Source organism: Novosphingobium jiangmenense, assembly GCF_015694345.1.
Lineage (GTDB): Bacteria > Pseudomonadota > Alphaproteobacteria > Sphingomonadales > Sphingomonadaceae > Novosphingobium > Novosphingobium jiangmenense.
The window spans coordinates 32,386-49,365 of record NZ_JADQDC010000017.1 but is presented as its reverse complement, the minus strand read 5'-3'; the positions used below and the strand labels follow the sequence as shown (position 1 = coordinate 49,365).

The 16,980-nt window shown below is 65.7% G+C and carries 14 protein-coding genes; 7 read left to right on the top strand and 7 right to left on the bottom strand.

Going from position 1 to position 16,980, the window contains the following annotated elements:
• Window positions 1-8: 8 nt before the first annotated feature.
• Genes I2488_RS18010 through bchF form a run of 7 tightly spaced genes read right to left on the bottom strand, consistent with a single transcriptional unit; the run spans window position 9 to window position 10,056 of the window.
• A complete protein-coding gene (locus I2488_RS18010) occupies window positions 9-1,433 on the bottom strand; it encodes a BCD family MFS transporter (protein ID WP_196277172.1) in 1,425 nt (474 codons plus the stop codon).
• Window positions 1,433-2,137, bottom strand: a complete 705-nt coding sequence (bchM, locus tag I2488_RS18005) for a magnesium protoporphyrin IX methyltransferase (RefSeq protein WP_196277171.1) — start codon at window positions 2,135-2,137, stop codon at window positions 1,433-1,435. The genes I2488_RS18010 and bchM overlap by 1 nt, the downstream gene beginning before the upstream one ends.
• The gene (bchL, locus tag I2488_RS18000) at window positions 2,137-3,033 is read right to left on the bottom strand and encodes a ferredoxin:protochlorophyllide reductase (ATP-dependent) iron-sulfur ATP-binding protein (protein WP_196277170.1); all 897 of its coding nucleotides are present in this window, start codon (window positions 3,031-3,033) and stop codon (window positions 2,137-2,139) included. The genes bchM and bchL overlap by 1 nt, the downstream gene beginning before the upstream one ends.
• Window positions 3,034-3,042: 9 nt before the next feature.
• A complete protein-coding gene (locus tag I2488_RS17995) occupies window positions 3,043-6,663 on the bottom strand; it encodes a magnesium chelatase subunit H (RefSeq protein WP_196277169.1) in 3,621 nt (1,206 codons plus the stop codon).
• Window positions 6,653-8,260 (bottom strand): ferredoxin:protochlorophyllide reductase (ATP-dependent) subunit B, encoded by a 1,608-nt coding sequence (gene bchB, locus I2488_RS17990; protein WP_196277168.1) that lies wholly within the window; start codon window positions 8,258-8,260, stop codon window positions 6,653-6,655. Before bchB ends, I2488_RS17995 begins: the two co-directional genes overlap by 11 nt.
• 3 nt (window positions 8,261-8,263) lie before the next feature.
• The gene (locus I2488_RS17985) at window positions 8,264-9,547 is read right to left on the bottom strand and encodes a ferredoxin:protochlorophyllide reductase (ATP-dependent) subunit N (RefSeq protein ID WP_196277167.1); all 1,284 of its coding nucleotides are present in this window, start codon (window positions 9,545-9,547) and stop codon (window positions 8,264-8,266) included.
• Window positions 9,544-10,056, bottom strand: coding sequence for a 2-vinyl bacteriochlorophyllide hydratase (gene bchF / locus I2488_RS17980; RefSeq protein ID WP_196277166.1), 513 nt, complete (start codon window positions 10,054-10,056; stop codon window positions 9,544-9,546). Before bchF ends, I2488_RS17985 begins: the two co-directional genes overlap by 4 nt.
• A 364-nt stretch (window positions 10,057-10,420) precedes the next feature.
• On the opposite strand from bchF, the gene I2488_RS17975 reads away from it, so the two are divergent.
• The 7 genes from I2488_RS17975 to I2488_RS17945 are packed head-to-tail and all read left to right on the top strand — an operon-like array spanning window position 10,421 to window position 16,881.
• A complete protein-coding gene (locus tag I2488_RS17975) occupies window positions 10,421-11,230 on the top strand; it encodes a cobalamin B12-binding domain-containing protein (RefSeq protein WP_214652452.1) in 810 nt (269 codons plus the stop codon).
• A 12-nt stretch (window positions 11,231-11,242) separates the two neighbouring features.
• Window positions 11,243-12,664 carry a transcriptional regulator PpsR gene (ppsR, locus tag I2488_RS17970; RefSeq protein ID WP_196277165.1) on the top strand — a complete coding sequence of 474 codons (1,422 nt, stop codon included), beginning with the start codon at window positions 11,243-11,245 and terminating at the stop codon, window positions 12,662-12,664.
• A 49-nt stretch (window positions 12,665-12,713) separates the two neighbouring features.
• A complete protein-coding gene (gene chlG / locus I2488_RS17965) occupies window positions 12,714-13,616 on the top strand; it encodes a chlorophyll synthase ChlG (RefSeq protein ID WP_196277164.1) in 903 nt (300 codons plus the stop codon).
• Window positions 13,616-14,929 (top strand): BCD family MFS transporter, encoded by a 1,314-nt coding sequence (locus I2488_RS17960; RefSeq protein ID WP_196277163.1) that lies wholly within the window; start codon window positions 13,616-13,618, stop codon window positions 14,927-14,929. Before chlG ends, I2488_RS17960 begins: the two co-directional genes overlap by 1 nt.
• On the top strand, window positions 14,926-16,125 hold the full coding sequence (locus I2488_RS17955; protein WP_196277162.1) for a geranylgeranyl diphosphate reductase: 1,200 nt from the start codon (window positions 14,926-14,928) through the stop codon (window positions 16,123-16,125). The genes I2488_RS17960 and I2488_RS17955 overlap by 4 nt, the downstream gene beginning before the upstream one ends.
• Window positions 16,122-16,616 (top strand): TspO/MBR family protein, encoded by a 495-nt coding sequence (locus tag I2488_RS17950; protein ID WP_196277161.1) that lies wholly within the window; start codon window positions 16,122-16,124, stop codon window positions 16,614-16,616. Before I2488_RS17955 ends, I2488_RS17950 begins: the two co-directional genes overlap by 4 nt.
• A 10-nt stretch (window positions 16,617-16,626) precedes the next feature.
• Window positions 16,627-16,881 carry a hypothetical protein gene (locus I2488_RS17945; protein ID WP_196277160.1) on the top strand — a complete coding sequence of 85 codons (255 nt, stop codon included), beginning with the start codon at window positions 16,627-16,629 and terminating at the stop codon, window positions 16,879-16,881.
• Window positions 16,882-16,980 lie beyond the last annotated feature (99 nt).

Genomic DNA, 16,980 nt, shown 5'->3' with positions numbered 1-16,980 from the left:
CCTGCTGCTCATGTGGGGAATTCCGTCAGTCCGAAGCTTCGTCCTTCCCGCCGGATCGCCGCCGGGGTCTGGCCTACGAGCGGGCCCAGCACGACGAGTGTGGCCAGCAGCAGGCAGATTTCGATGATGTAGATCGTGGCATAGCCGGTCGCCCGGTTGGCCAGCGTCAGGCCCAGTTCGTCCGAGACCGCCAGGCTCGAAACCAGGTCGCGCAGCACCCCGCCCATCGCGATGGCAAGGCCGGCAAAGGTGGTCTGCACCGCACCCCATGCGCCCAGCGCAAGGCCTGATGTCTTCTCGGTCGCGAGTGTCATCGCTGTGGTCAGCGTGCCGACGAGGAACAGCCCGGCGCCCGCGCCGATGCCGGTCGCGCCAGCCAGCAGTGCGGTCGGACTGCCCAAGGGCGCGGCAAAGATCACCAGCATGAACGCGGCAACCCCGATCACTGCGCCGAACCCGGCAATCCGCAGCGCGTCCATCCCGCGCGACAGCCAGCGGCCCGAAAGCGTGAAGCCGACCAGTGCGCCCAGCGACCACCCTCCGGTGAGGAAGGTCGTTGCACCGACGGAGAGGCCCAGAATCTCGCCGCCGTAAGGTTCGAGCAGCGCATCCTGCATGGAGAACGCCGTGGCCCCGAGGCCGACCGCCACCAGCAGCCGCATCGTTATCGGCTCGGCAACGAAGCTCTGCCACACCTCTGTAAAGGCGGGGCGCGGCGTTTCTGCCGATGCAATCGCGGCACTGCGCGCTTCCTGCTTCCACAGCGCAATCACGTTGAGGAAGAACGTCAGGATCGCCGAACCCTGGATCACCTGCACCAGACGCGTCGGTGTGAAATGCGCCAGCAGCCCGCCGATCACCAGGGCTGCGATCATCATGCCGGCCAGCAGCGCCAGATAGAGCAGCGCAACAGCACGCGGACGGCGCTCGTCGTCCACGAGGTCACCGGTCAGGGCAAGGCCCGCCGTCTGCGTCGTATGCATGCCGAAGCCTGCCAGCAGGAACGCCAGCGCGCTCGCCGCAACGCCGATCGCGAACAACTCGGGCCGCGCCATCAGCAGCAGTGCGAAGGGCATGATCGCCAGGCCGCCGAACTGCATCAGCGTGCCAAACCAGATAAACGGCACCCGCCGCCAGCCCAGCACCGAACGATGCACGTCGGACTTGTGCCCGATCAGCGCACGGAACGGCGCCGCCAGCAGCGGAATTGCGATCATCAGCGAAACCAGCCACGCCGGAATGCCCAGTTCCACGATCATCACGCGGTTGAGCGTGCCGTTGAGCAGCACTGTCATCATGCCCACGCTCACCTGGAAAAGCGACAGGCGCAGCAGGCGCGACAGCGGGATCTCGGCACTGGCCGCATCGGCGAACGGCAGCCAGGTGAGCGCCACCTTGCTCCACTTCGCGGAAAGGGCCTGCCGCTGCGCCATCAGATCTTCACCAGCTCCATTGCGTGGCTCTTGTAGAAGCCGCTCGAAATCCGGCCCGAACGGCGCACTTCCCAGCCATCGAACTGGCTCAGCGCCGCACGCAGTTCACTCTCGGCAATCGGCACGATCGCGGGCGAACGGTCGGAACGGGGGAACACCTTGCCCACCGTGTGCATCGCGCCGAGCAGCGGGGTGTATGGCGCGAAGGTGAAGAGGATCGAACCGGTGCAGCGGCGGGTCAGCGCAGAAAGCGCCCAGACCATGTCCGGCAGCGTGTAGTGGATCAGCGAATCCATCGCCACGACATGGTCAAATGACCCGAGCGCCGGATCGAGCATGTCGCCCACGCGCCACTGGATGCGCCCATGGCCGAGGTATGACGGTGCCCGCTCGGCGGCGATGTCAACCAGCCCCTGCGCCACGTCGATGGCCGTCACCACCGCGCCGCGGCAGGCCGCTTCCACGCTCAGGCTGCCGGTGCCGCACCCGGCGTCCAGCACGTCGCGCCGCCGCAGGTCTTCGGGAAGCCAGCCCAGCAATTGCGCGCGCATCGCATCGCGTCCGGCCCGTACTGTTGCACGGATGCCGCTGACCTTGGCGGTCGAGGTCAGGTCGATCCACGCCTTCTGCGCGGTGCCATCGAAGTAGGCCGCCAGCTTCTCTCGCTGACTGTCATAGCGGTTGGGGGCAAATTGCGTGGCCATCATTCGTACCCCAGAAAGTCGAAGATATCGCGGTCCTTCATCGGGCTGGCGGCCACGGGATCGACGCCGTCCCACAGCATTTGTGCAAGCCGCAGGTATTCCTGCTGTGCAGCAATCACTTCGGGCGAGGGCTCCATCTCGAACAGCGTGCACTTCTTGAGGCGGCTGCGGCGGATCGCATCGACATCGCGGAAGTGCGCCAGGCGCTTCATGCCGATGGCTTCACTGAAGCGGTCGATCTCGTCGGTCGCGGCAGAGCGGTTGGCGATCACGCCTGCCAGTCGCACGTTGTAGTTCTTCGCCTTCGCACCGATCGCCGCAACGATGCGGTTCATCGCGAAGATCGAGTCAAAATCGTTCGCCGCAACAACCAGCGCGCGCTCGGCATGCTGCAGCGGTGCAGCAAAGCCGCCGCACACCACGTCGCCCAGCACGTCGAAGATCACCACATCGGTATCTTCCAGCAGGTGGTGCTGCTTGAGCAGCTTGACCGTCTGCCCGACGACATAGCCGCCGCAGCCGGTGCCCGCCGGAGGTCCACCGGCCTCCACGCACATCACCCCGTTGTAGCCTTCGAACATGTAGTCCTCGGGCCGCAGTTCCTCGGAATGGAACTCGACGCTTTCCAGCACGTCGATCACCGTTGGCATCAGCTTCTTGGTGAGCGTGAAGGTGGAATCGTGCTTCGGGTCGCAGCCGATCTGCAGCACGCGATGGCCGAGCTTGGAAAAGGCGGCGGACAGGTTCGACGATGTCGTCGACTTGCCGATCCCGCCCTTGCCATAGACGGCAAAGACTTTCGCGCCCTTGATCTCGTCGCGCGGGTCCAACGAGACCTGCACCGATCCTTCGCCGTCCGGCTGGCTGAAACGGGCTCTGGGGTCGAGCAGGTTCATCGCAAACTCCTATTCCGCCGCAATTGCGGAAGTGATGGTGGAAGGGGTGTTCCCCACGAACACGCCTTCCAGCCTGTCCTCAAGCTCGTCGCTGGCCATGCGCAGCGCTTCGAGCGTATCGTCGTCGGGTTCCCACAGGCGCCGCTCGCAGGCTTCGAGCAGGCGGTTCGCCACCCGCGCCGAACTGGTCGGGTTGAGCTGCGAAAGCCGCTCGCGCATTGCCGGGTCGAGCACGAAAGTCTCGCTGATCTTCTGGTAGACCCACGGCGCCACCTGGCCGGTCGTCGCCGACCACCCCACCGTATTGGTCACGTGCTGCTCGATGTTGCGCACGCCTTCGAAGCCATGTTTGAGCATGCCCTCGAACCACTTGGGATTGAGCGTCCGCGTCCGCGTCTCCAGGTCGATCTGTTCGGCCAGCGTGCGCACCTTGGCCTCGCCCACCGTCGCATCGACGATGTAGACCGGCGCTTCCACGCCCTTGGCCCGCGCGATCGACCGGCTGACTCCGCCGAGGCTGTCGACGTACTGGTCGAGATCGGTAATCCCGACCTCGACGCTCTCGAGATTCTGGTAGACGAAATCGACGTCCTTGAGCGCGCTGCGCAGGAGGTCGCGCTGCGCCACCGGCGTCCCCTTGACGCCATAGGCATAGCCCTTGCGCGTCTCGAAGGCGTTGGCCAACTCGTCCGGATCGGCCCAGACGCCGCCCTCGATCAGCTGGTTGACGTTCGCGCCATAGGCTCCTTCGGCATTGGAGAACACGCGCAGCGCGGCGGTTTCCATGTCGCAGCCATGCTCGCTCATGTGCGAAAGGCTGTGCTTGCGCACGAAGTTCATCGTCAGCGGCTCGTCGGCATTGGCAGCGAGCAGCGCCGCCTCGGCCAGCATCCGCGTCTGCAGCGGCAGCAGGTCGCGGAAGATGCCGGAAAGCGTCACCACCACGTCGATGCGCGGGCGGCCCAGTTCCTCCAGCGGGATCAGTTCGGCCCCGGCAAGGCGGCCATAGCTGTCCATTCGCGGCCGCGCGCCCATCAGCGAAAGCACCTGCGCGATCTGCGCGCCCTCGCTCTTCATGTTGTCGGTGCCCCACAGCACCATGGCGAGGCTTTCCGGCGCGGCATCCCCGTTGGCGGCATGGCGCGCCAGCAGCCGCTGCGCCTGCAGCTTGCCCTGCTCGCAGGCAAAGCGCGTCGGCAGGCGGAAGGGGTCGAAACCGTGGAGGTTGCGCCCGGTCGGCAGCACTTCGGGATTGGCGAGCAGATCGCCGCCGGGGGCAGGGCGCACATAGCCGCCGTCCAGCGCATGGATCAGCGCGCCCAGTTCGTCGCAGGAATCCAGCGCAGCCTCGATCGCCTCGGACGAAGTCTCGCCCGCCTCCATCAGGGCCTCGACCAGCTCCGCGCGCTCTGCGCCCGCGGGTGCCTGGCCCAACACGTGCAGCCCATGCGGGATCAGCGTCCGCTCCAGCTCATAGAGGTTGGCGCTCAGTTCCGGCACGCTCTCGGCGGTGATGTCGAGCGCATCGCACTCGTCCCAGATCAGCTCCTCAAGCGCGGCGCGCTCGGCCCCGTCGGTCGTCATCCGCCAGCGTTCGACGCCCGCCTTGAGGTCGGCAAAGCCGCGATAAAGCCCCGCGCGCGCCAGCGGCGGCGTCAGGTAGCTCAGCATCGTCGCGCCCGAACGCCGCTTGGCCAGCACGCCTTCGGAGGGATTGTTGGCAGCGAACAGGTAGAAGTTCGGCAGATCGCCCAGCAGACGCTCGGGCCAGCACTTGCCGGTCAGCCCCACCTGCTTGCCCGGCATGTATTCGAGCGCGCCATGCGTGCCGAAATGCACCACTGCATCCGCGCCAAAGTCTTCGCGCACCCAGCGGTAATAGGCCGAGAACGCATGCGTCGGGGCAAAATCGCCATCGAACAACAGGCGCATCGGATCGCCCTCGTAACCGAACCCCGGCTGCACGCCCACGAACACGTTGCCGAACCGCGCGCCCAGCACATGGACATGCGAACCGTCGCTCTGGATCTTGCCCGGCGCGGGGCCCCATTGCGCCTCGATTTCGGCCAGATAGGGCTCGCGCCGCACGTGCTCGTCGGCATCGATGCGGGTATAGACATTGGCATCTGCGCCGAACCGCTCGGCATTGCCCTTGAGGATCGCATCGCGCAGCGCATCGACGCTTTCGGGCACCTCCACCTGATAGCCCTCGCGCGCCATCCGCTGGAGCGTGCCGTGCAGCGATTCAAACACGGCCAGGAACGCTGCCGAGCCGGTTGCGCCAGAGTTCGGCGGGAAGTTGAAGATGGTGATCGCCACCTTGCGCCGCGCCCGCTCAACCTTGCGCAGCGCGACGATTTTGGCGACCTTCGCCGCCAGCGCCTCGGCGCGTTCGGGGCAGGCGCGCATCGCGTTGACCGGCCCGGTGCTCTCGAACACGCAGGCCTTGGCGCAACCCGTGCAAGCCTTGCCCGCTCCGTCCGAGCGCCCGCCGAACACCGTCGGCGTTGTTGCCCCGTCAAGCTCGGGAATGGCCACCATGATGGTGGATTCCAGCGCCAGAAGACCTTGCCGCGATGCGCCCCACTGCTCCAGCGTCTGGAACTCCAGCGGATGCGCTGCGACGTAGGGCACATCCAGCTTCGCCAGGATCTCCTCGGCTGCCTTGGCATCGTTGTAGGCAGGCCCGCCGACCAGCGAGAACCCGGTCAGCGAAATCACCGCATCGACGACCGGCTCGCCGTCCTTGAGGAAGAACTTCTCGATCACCGGCCGCGAATCCAGCCCGTTGGCAAAGCCCGGAATGACCCGCAAACCCGCCGCTTCCAGCGCCGCGATCATGCCGTCGTAGTGCCCGGCATCCTTCGAAATCAGGTATGAGCGCAGCAGCAGCAGCCCGACCGTGCCGTTCGGACCCTGCTTGGTCGGCAGCAGGCGCAGGCTGTCCGAAAGCTTCTGGTCGGTGCGCGGGTGATAGACGCCCACTTCGGGATAATCGCGCGGGGCCTCGGCCTTGGTCATGCCGCGCCTCGTCAACCGCTCGCCCGCAGCATAACGGTCGATCAGCGCGCGGACCATCGACACCACGTTGTCGTCAGAACCCGCCAGCCAGTACTGCAGTGTCAGGAAATAGGCGCGCACGTCCTGCGCGGTGCCGGGAATGAACCGCAGGATCTTGGGCAGGCGGCGCAACATGCGCATCTGTCCCGCGCCCGAACTGGCGCCCGACTTGCCCGATCCGCGCAGCTTCTTGAGCATGGCGAGCGGGCCCTTCGCCGGCGCGTCCATGCGATAGCCACCCATCCGCGTCAGCCGCACCACGTCGCCCGACGACATCAGGCAGACCATCGCGTCGCAGTCCTCGCGCCGCGCTTCCAGCGTCGGCAGGATCGCGCGGATGTGATCGTCGAGGAACAGCATCGTCACGATCACGATGTCGGCCTGCGCAATCGCCGCCTTGGTCGCCTCCAGCGCCTTGCTTCCCGGGCGGTCCCAGTCGGTCGCGGCGTGCAGCGTGACGCTGATGTTGTCCTGCCGCAGCCGCGCATCGGCGCGTTCGACGCCCGCCTTGAGGTGGTTGTCGAGCGTGACGATCGCGACACGGACCTGGGGGGCGCGGCTACCGGGCATAATGGGCCTTCGCATCATAGAGCGTGGCCAGATCCACCGCGCCGCGACCTTGCGAAACTGCGAAGGCCTCGGTGTTGCGGCGAACCTTTCCGCGCACGAAGAACGGGACTTTCCTGAGCTCCTGTTCCGCTTCTGCGGTCCACGAGATCGCGGTGCCTGCCGGCCGGGCCTCGGCAAGATCACCTTGGGAAACGAGGGAGGCGTCCGCGACATCGGCCGCGCGCGCATCGGACGGGGACGGCGCGCTCTCGCTCCTGTGGGAGCGTGCAGCACCGTGCAGGTGTGAAGGCCCTGCCTCGTCCGAAAACTCGAAGTCGTCGCGGAACATCGTCAGCAGATGTTCCTCAAGACCCATCACCAGCGGATGGACCCAGGTATCGAAGATCACGTTGGCGCCTTCGAAGCCCATCTGCGGGCTGTGGCGCGCCGGGAAATCCTGCACGTGGACCGGCGAGGAGATCACCGCGCAGGGAATGCCGAAGCGCTTGGCGATGTGGCGCTCCATCTGCGTGCCCAGCACCAGTTCGGGCGAGGCGTTGAGTATCGCGTCCTCGACCAGAAGATGGTCGTCGGTGATCAGCGGCTCGATGTCGTAAAGTGCGGCGGCAGCTCGCATTTCGCGGGCGAACTCGCGGTTGTAGCAACCGAGCCCGCAGATATCGAAGCCCAGCTCCTCGTGGGCAATGCGCGCAGCGGTGATGGCATGGGTCGCATCGCCGAAGATGAAGACTCGCTTGCCGGTCAGGTAGGTCGAATCGACCGAACGGCTCCACCACGGCATCCGCGATGTCGCGTCGTCGAGTGCTGCGCTTGCATCCACGCCTGCGAGCGCGGCCACTTCCCTGATGAACTCACGCGTTGCGCCCACGCCGATCGGCACCGTGCGGATGGCTGGCTGGTGCAGTGCCTGATCGAGCCAGCGGGCTGCTTCGCCACCGACTTCGGGATAGAGCACGATGTTGAAATCGGCCCGGCCCAGCGTCCGGATATCGTCGGGCGCGGCATCGAGCGGCGCGACGCAATTGACGTCAATGCCGATGCTATCGAGCAGTCTGCGCACTTCGGCCACGTCATCACGATGGCGGAAGCCCAGCGCGCAGGGGCCGAGCAGGTTGACGAGCGGACGGCGACCTTCACGCGGGGCAGGGCGAACCTCGCGGTCCACAAGCTGGCGCACGACGCGATAGAACGTCTCCGCCGCGCCCCAGTTCTCCTTGCGCTGATAGCTCGGCAGCTCCAGCGGGATGACCGGGCAGGGCAGTTCCAGCGCTTCGGCAAGGCCCGCCGGATCGTCCTGGATCAGCTCGGCGGTGCACGATGCGCCCACCAGCAGGGCCTTGGGGGCAAACCGCTCGTAGGCATCGCGCGCGGCGTTCTGGAAGATGCTTGCCGTGTCCTTGCCCAGATCGCGCGCCTGGAACGTGGTATAGGTCACCGGCGGACGCTTGCCCCGGCGTTCGATCATCGTGAACAGCAGATCGGCGTAGGTATCGCCCTGCGGCGCGTGCAGCACGTAGTGCAGGTCCTGCATCGCAGTGGCGACGCGCATGGCGCCCACATGTGGCGGACCCTCATATGTCCAGACCGCCAGCTGCATCGCCTATACCCTCAGTATGTCGCGACGGCGCAGGGGCCGCGCGAAGAGCTCGGCGAGGTCACCCGCCTGCTCGAAGCCGTGGATGGGCGAGAACACCAGTTCGATCGCCCACTTGGTCGAAAGCCCTTCGGCCTCCAGCGGATTGGCAAGGCCAAGGCCGCAGACCGTGAGGTCCGGGCGGTCGAGCCGGACGCGGTCGAGCTGCAGGTCAACGTCCTGCCCCTCGCTCAGCCGCGTCGAGGTCGGCAGGAGCGCCAGCTCGCGCCCGTTCAATTCGCGGTTGAGGTAAGGCGTGCCCACTTCCACCGGCATCATGCCCAGTTCCGTGTGAAGGAAGCGCGCCAGCGGCAGCTCCAGCTGCGAATCCGGCAGGAACGTGATGCGCTTGCCTTCAAGCCGCTCGCGCCGATGGGCGATCGCGCGCTTGGCTCGCTCGCGGCCGGGAGCCACCACGCGGTTGAAGTGCATGCGGTCGATGCCGAAAGACTCTGCCGCTGCGCGCAGCCAGTCGGTCGTGCCCTCGGCGCCGAACGGGAACAGCGCGTCGAGGCGTTTTGCCCCGCGCCGCTGCAAGGCGCCGGTCGTCTCGGTCAGGAACGGTTGCGCCAGCAGGAACACGGTGTTCGGCCCGACCTTGGGCAGTTCGGCCATGCGCTTGGCGGGCAGGAAATGCACCGGTCCGATGCCAAGCTCGTCGAACAGCCGCTTGAACTGGTCCTCGACAATGTCGGGCAGGGCGCCCACGATGAGCAGATTGGTTGCCTCGCCTGCGTCGGCTGACGGCATTTCCGGCACCAGCGCGGTCAGGCAGGCATCTTCGCCCTCGGTAAAGGTCGTCTCGATCCCGCTGCCCGAATAGTTGAGGATGCGCACGGAGCCGGCAAATTTGCCGTCAAGCCGCTGCGCTGCCTTGCCCAGATCCAGCTTGATCACTTCCGAAGGGCACGAACCCACCAGAAACAGCGTGCGGATCTCCGGCCGCCGCGCCAGCAGCTTGTCGACGATGCGGTCAAGCTCGTCCTGGCAATCGGCCATCCCGGCCAGATCGCGCTCCTCGATGATCGCGGTGGCAAAGCGCGGCTCGGCAAAGATCATCACGCCCGCCGCGCTCTGCAGCAGATGGGCGCAAGTCCGCGATCCGACGACGAGGAAGAATGCATCCTGCATCTTGCGATGCATCCAGATGATGCCCGTCAGCCCGCAGAACACCTCGCGCTGCCCGCGTTCGCGCAGCACCTGTGGTTGTGCTGCAGGGGCACAGCCGAGGACGCTCTCGCCGGGGCTCATGCTGCCACCTCGAGGCGGGCGGCGCGCAGCTTCAGCAGGAACTGTCCAGCGTTGATGACATAGGCGGCATAGCCTGCGAGCGCGATCTGCATCCGCTGTTCGAAGCTGCCGTAATGGCCCAGCAGCATCACCAGGTAGGCAGTGTGCAGCGCGATCACGAGCATCGAGAACACGTCCTCCCAGAAGAACGCGCGGGCAAACAGCCACTTCCCGAAGACGACCTTCTCCCAGATCGAGCCGGTGACCATGATCGCATAGAGCGTGAAGGTCTTCACCACGACCGAGATGTCGGCCGCCATGACGCCTTCGCCTGTCCAAAGGCTGCGAACCACGAGGCCGAGGCTGATCAGGAAGACGAGGAACTGGAACGGAGCGAGCAGGCCCTGGACCAGGGTCCAGCGAGTCGAATCACGCCTCTCCCGCTCCTCCGGCGTGTAAAGCGCCGGACGTGCAGGCTGCCTGCCAAGTGTCTGGCCAGCAGCGTCAAACCTGATCGCGTCCCCTCTCATTCGGCCCCTTTCACGGGCTGAGGCACAAGGCCTTCGAGAACCGGAGACTACGCCTCGCCTTGCAGAAGTGTCAATCTTTCTTGACGACAAATAAAAATGACAGATGAGGGTTTGTCAGCAACAGTTTACAGGCGTAGGATACCGGTTCCGGGCAGAGTCGAAGTATCGAGGCGGCGGTTCGGGGGTGCCATCATGCACCCGCACCAGACCGGAGGGGTCTGACATGGCTACTGTGTACGGAACCGGGACCAGAAGGGTCGCCCCTGCACGCCGCAAGCGTGGCGCAGGTGTGAGGGCAGGTACCGGGCACGCCGACGCAGCGGGGTTGCCTCATTCCGGACCTGACCAGACTTGCGCACCCGGGATGGTTCCCGCAAAGGGCGCGCGCTCGCTCAACAGTCTCATCGAAGAACAGATCATTCCTCGCCTGCTCCTTGCGCATTCGTCGGATCTGCCGCGCTCCCGCGTGGTCGGCACGCTGTCGGTCGATCCGGCAGACGCCGCGCGCTTTGCCTCGCTGCCGCTGGACCTCGATGCCGAGGAACTGCTCGAGGTTGTCGAAGGCTTCGTCCAGCGCGGGGTTTCCATAGAATCGATCTACGTAGATCTTCTTGCCCCCTCGGCCCGTCGGCTCGGCCAGCACTGGGAAGAGGACGAGTGCGACTTTCTCGACGTCACCATGGGGCTCTGGCGCCTGCAGGAAGTGATGCGCCAGGTGGCCTTGCGCTACCCGTCGGACGTTTTTGACGGGAACCATACCCGTACTGCGTTGTTTTCGCCGCTGCCCGGTGATCGGCACGCGCTTGGCACTTTGATGATCGAGGAAGTGTTCGCGCGGTCGGGTTGGCAGACCGAAGCGTTGATTGAGCCTAAGCGCAAGGAATTGCTGCAGATTATCGCGGAAAGACACTTTGATGTCATAGGCTTGACCGTCAGTTGCGATTGCACTAACGCGACCTTGGCCGACCTAATTTGTGCCATTCGCAGCGTCTCGCGGGCGCCAGGGGTTCAGGTTTTTATCGGTGGACGAATGGTCAATGCCAATCCGGGTATCGTCGATGAAGTGGGTGCCGATGGCACGGCTCCGGATGCGCGCTCGGCTCTTGTCCTCGCCGAACGGCTTGTCGCGAAAAAACGTGCAGGATCAGTCCGTTTCGATCTGCCACTCGGATAATCGGCCCGGTTGATGCCATCCCGGAACAACTCCATCGAAGGGAAGCTGCCCTTCGGCAGTCCGCACACCCATTTCAACGGGTTGGGTTCGGACGCTGCGGCAACGCTGGCCATGGTCGCCGGCGACCTTGCCCTGATCATTGACGATTCCGGCAAGATCATCGACCTCACCGCCAATCCGCGCGAGTTTCCCGAAGCACAGCAGTGGCTTGGCCGTGACTGGCTCGATACTGTCTCGATCGAGAGCCGTGCCAAGGTGATGGAAATGCTGGCAAACGCCCGCAAGGGCGTGACCCAGCACTGGCGTCAGGTCAACCAGGTCACCGCCGATGGCGAAGTGCCGGTCCGTTTCGTCGTGGTCCGTCTGGGCGAGGGCGGGGGCAGCATCGCCTTCGGTCGCGACATGCGCGATGCCGCCGCGCTTCAGCAGCGCGTGCTGCAGGCCCAGCAATCGCTCGAGCGCGACTATCTGCGCCTGCGCCAGCTCGAGGCGCGCTACCGCATGCTGTTCGACCAGTCGGTCGAGCCTGTCCTGATCGTCGATGCCGAAGCATTCCGCATCCGCGAGGCCAACCGCGCCGCGCACCAGATGTTCCATGCCCGCAACGGCTCGCTCCAGGGCGGCAAGTTGACCGCCCTCTTCACCAAGCCCGCGCGCGAACACCTGATCGCCTTCCTCGGTTCTGCACTGGTCTCCCCCGGCGTCATGCCGATCGAGGCGGAAGTGGTCGACAGCACCGAACCGGTCATGCTCTCGGCCAGCGGCTTTCGCGAGCGGGGCGGGCAGTTCCTGCTCATCCGCCTGTCCGGCGCCAACAGTGCCGTCGAACAGAATTCGGGCGCAACGCTGCGGGTGATCGAGGAAATGCCCGACGCTTTCGTGCTGACGGATGCGCGCATGATCATCCAGGCCGCCAACCCGGCATTCGTCGAACTGGTCTCTGCAGCTACGGCCGATCAGCTGCGCGGCCGCCCGCTCGGCGATTTCCTGGGGCGTCCCGGCATCGATCTCGATCTGATCGACAGCCAGTTGGCCAAGCACGACATTGCCCGCAATGTCAGCACCGTCGTCGGCGCGCGGGACGGTTTCGATGGCGAGCCGGTGGAACTGTCTGCCGTACGCACCAACGATGACCAGCCATCCTACGGCTTCGTGATTCGCCCCATCGGCCGCCGGCTGCGCGATCTGCCGGCCACCACCGATGCGCCGCGTTCGGTCGAACAGCTCACCGACTTGGTCGGCCGCATGTCCCTGCGCGATATCGTCCGGGAATCGACCGACCTGATTGAGCGCCTCTGCATCGAAGCCGCGCTCGAATACACCTCGAACAACCGCGCTTCCGCCGCGGAAATCCTCGGCCTCAGCCGCCAGAGCCTCTACTCCAAGCTGCACCGCTACGGCCTCGGCAACATGGTTGACAGTGTTGACGAATAGAGTGTCAATTTGATTTGACGCTAGGGGTGCATGGGCATAGTCTTTGCCCATGGCGCGATCTGCAGTCACCACTGGGATTACGCCGCCTCCGGCGGCTCGCGATGTCTTGGAACTGCTCAAGCCGATAACCTGGTTCCCGCCGATGTGGGCGCTGATGTGCGGCGTCGTCTCCTCGGGCGTTTCCCCGCTGAGCCGCTGGACTTTCCTCATCGCCGGCATCCTCCTGGCCGGGCCGCTGGTTTGCGGCACCAGCCAGGCGGTGAACGACTGGTTCGATCGCCATGTTGACGCCATCAACGAGCCCAACCGCCCGATTCCCTCGGGCCGCATCGGCGGTCGCTGGGGTCTCTACATTGCCATCGGCTGGACGATCCTCTCGCTGGTGATCGCCGCGCTGACCGGTCGCTGGGTGTTGATCGCCACGGTCTTCGGTCTCGTCTGTGCCTGGGCCTACAGCGCGCCGCCGTTCCGCCTGAAGACCAGCGGCTGGATCGGCCCTGCCGTCGTCGGCCTAACCTATGAAGGGCTCAGCTGGTTCACCGGCGCTGCCGTCATGGCCGGGTCGCTGCCGCCGACGCATGTGCTGGTGGTGCTCACGCTTTACAGCATCGGCGCGCACGGCATCATGACACTCAACGATTTCAAGGCGGTGGAAGGTGACCGGGCGACAGGCCTGCGCTCGCTTCCGGTCGTCCTCGGTGAACGGCCCGCAGCGCTGCTGGCCAGCGCAGTCATGGCCGTGCCGCAAGTGATCGTTGTCGCCCTCATGGTCCTGTGGGGCCACCGTATTTCCGCAGGCGTCGTGGCACTCCTGCTCGCCGCACAACTCGCGCTGATGCCGAAGCTCGTCTCGGCCCCGGCGAAGAACGCGCCCTGGTACAACGCCACCGGCGTCTCACTTTACGTGCTTGGCATGCTCGCCTCGGCACTCGGCCTTGGAGGGTATGTCTGATGCACGGCAGGTTCGGCTGGTTCTCGATTGTCCGTCTGGGCCTTGTCCAGGCCTCGATCGGCGCAATGGTGATGATCGCCACGTCGCTGCTCAACCGCCTGATGGTGCTGGAATATGGCCTCGCCGCCGGCATCCCGGCAGGGCTGGTGGCGTGGCACTACATGGTGCAGCTCTCGCGCCCGCTGTGGGGTCATGGCTCCGACCTCGGCCGCAGGCGCACGCCATGGGTGATCGGCGGCATGGCCATCCTCGGAGCAGGGGCAATGCTCGCCGTGCAGGCGACGACCATGCTCGATGATGCCCGGACGCTCGGCATCGCGCTCGCCGTTGTCGCCTTCTCGCTGATCGGTGCAGGCGTCGGCGCAGCGGGGACCTCGATGCTCGCCATCCTTGCCACCGGGGTCGCACCCGAACGCCGCGCCGCTGCTGCTGCCACGACATGGATCATGATGGTCTTCGGCATTGTCGTTTCGGCCGGAACGGCTGGCGCCTTGCTCGATCCCTTCTCCGAACAGCGCCTGTTCATGGTTGCAGGCGGCGTCGTGGCCGCAGCGATTACGCTCACCTGCCTCGCCATGTTCGGGCTTGAGGCCAAGGCGACAAGCGCCACGGCTCCCGAAACCCGCGAGCCACCGGCATCCCTGCGCGAAGCCATTGCCGAGATTCTCGGCGATCCGCAGTCGCGCCGCTTCACCCTGTTCATCTTCGTGTCGATGCTGGCCTATTCGATGCAGGACCTGATCCTCGAACCTTTCGCAGGGCTTGTCTTCCAGATGTCGCCGGGGCAATCGACCAGCCTTTCCGGCGTCCAGCACGGCGGCGTTCTCGTCGGGATGATCGTGACCGGCCTTGGCGGCAGTGCCTTTGCCGGACGCATGCCGATCGAACTGCGCATCTGGACGATGCTTGGCTGCATCGGTTCCGCGCTCGCGCTGGCAGGCCTTGCCATTGCGGCACAGACCGGTCCCGGCTGGCCGCTCGCAGCCAACATTGCCGCGCTCGGCTTCTTTAACGGTGCATTCGCGGTCTCGGCCATCGGCTCGATGATGGGTCTGGCCGGTGCCGGAAAGCGCACCCGTGAAGGCGTGCGCATGGGGGTCTGGGGCACGGCGCAGGCCATCGCTTTCGGCCTTGGCGGATTGACCGGCGCCCTCGGCGTCGATTTCGTGCGGAGCGCGACAGGGCAGGTGGCCGAAGCCTTCCAGCTGATCTTCGCTTTCGAGGCGAGCCTGTTCCTCGTCTCGGCAATCCTCGCGATGCGGGTAACCTTCCGGCGGGCCATTCCCGCCCAACTGGGGGCGGCAGGGGCATGACCGGAGAGAACGAATTCGATGTCGTGGTGATCGGTGGCGGACCTTCGGGAGCTACCGCAGCCTGGGATCTGGCGCGCGCTGGCCGCAAGGTCCTGCTGCTTGATCGGGCAGGGCGGATCAAGCCTTGTGGCGGCGCGGTGCCGCCGCGCCTGCTCGAGGAATTCGAAGTCCCGCAATCGCTCCTCGTCGCCCGCGCCCGCGCGGCCCGCATGGTCGCGCCCTCGAACCGCGCGGTGGACATGCCGGTGGGCGAGATCGGCTATGTCGGCATGGTCGATCGCGATCACTTCGACGAATGGCTGCGCGAACGGGCCGCCACGGCGGGCGCGGAGCGTCGCACCGGCACCTACGAACGGATCGAGCGCGACGCCAATCCCGGAGCGATCGTCTGCTATCATGAGGCGCGCGGCGGTGAAGTCCGCAAGGTCCGTGCCCGCCTCGTCATCGGTGCCGATGGTGCCCGCTCTGGCGTCGCGCGCGAGAACATCCCCGGCGCAGAGCGCAACCCCTGTGTCTTTGCCTATCACGAAGTCGTGCGCTCGCCCGAGAGTACCGAACAGGGCTTCGACGCCTCGCGCTGCGACGTGCTCTATCAGGGCAAGCTTTCGCCCGATTTCTATGCCTGGGTCTTTCCCCACGGCGAGACTTCCAGCATCGGCGTCGGCAGTGCCAACAAGGGCTTCTCGCTGCGCGGCTCGGTCAAGCAGATGCGCGACGATCTCGGCCTCGCCGGATGCGACACGATTCGCCGTGAAGGCGCGCCGATCCCGCTCAAGCCCCTGAAGCGCTGGGACAATGGGCGTGATGTCCTTGTTTCGGGCGATGCCGCCGGCGTCGTCGCACCGGCTTCGGGTGAGGGAATCTATTACGCGATGACCTGCGGCCGCATCGCCGCGCAAACCGCGGAGGCCTTCCTCGCCAGCGGCAATCCCGCCGTGCTCAAGCAGGCGCGCAAGGCGTTTCTGCGTGAACATGGCCGTGTCTTCTGGATCCTCGGGATCATGCAGTACTTCTGGTACTCGAGCGACAAGCGTCGCGAGCGCTTTGTCGAGATGTGTGCAGACAAGGACGTCCAGCAGCTGACCTGGCAGGCCTACATGAACAAGAAGCTGGTCCGCGCCAAACCGATGGCGCACGTGCGCATTTTCCTCAAGGATTGCGCGCACTTGCTCGGCTTGAGGCCTGCCGCCGGATGAAGCGTGCCTCGCTCCTTCCTGCCGGCATACCCATTGGCATCGCCTCGCTCGCGGCCTTTGCCACGGCGATGATCGGCGGGACGATCACCGATCTCGGGCCTTGGTATGATTCACTGATCAAGCCCGATTTCACCCCGCCGCGCCCGGTCTTCCCGATCGCCTGGACCACGATCTTCGCGCTCTGCGCCATCGCCGGCGTCTCAGCCTGGCGCGCGGCCAAGGATTCACGCACGTCGGACACGGTGATCGGCCTGTTCGCGCTCAACGGCTTCCTCAACATCCTCTGGAGCCTGATGTTCTTCCGGATGCAACGGCCCGACTGGGCGTTCTGGGAGCTCTGCGTGCTGTGGTGCTCGATCGCCGTGCTGATCGTCTACTGCGGACGTCTCTCGCGCCTCGCGGGCCTCCTTCTCCTTCCCTACATCGGCTGGGTCACGGTGGCAGGCGCGCTCAACTGGGAAATCGTCCGCCTCAACGCGCCGTTCGGTTGAGGGCAGGGCGTTGGAAACGCTCTTCGCCACCGGTCACGCCGCCGACATCGTCCTTGCAGCGCTCTTGCTCGAAGCGCTCTGGCTGCGCTGGCGCGGTTGGAGACTTGGCGATCTCCTCACCATGCTGCTCCCTGCGGCGCTGATCGTTGTCGGACTTCGCGCCGCCTTGGTCGGGGCGGAGTGGCCGTGGATCTCGGTGCCGATCGCGCTCTCCTTCCCGGTCCACATCGCCGACGTCATGCGCCGCCGCCGTAGCCTTCCATAGTTGCGCTCCCGATTGCGGGAGTTGCGGGGGAGTTGCCGGGGAGTTGTGGCAGAGTTGCCCTTCTGCCTCGGAGAGTTGGAAACATAAAAAAAGGTCCGC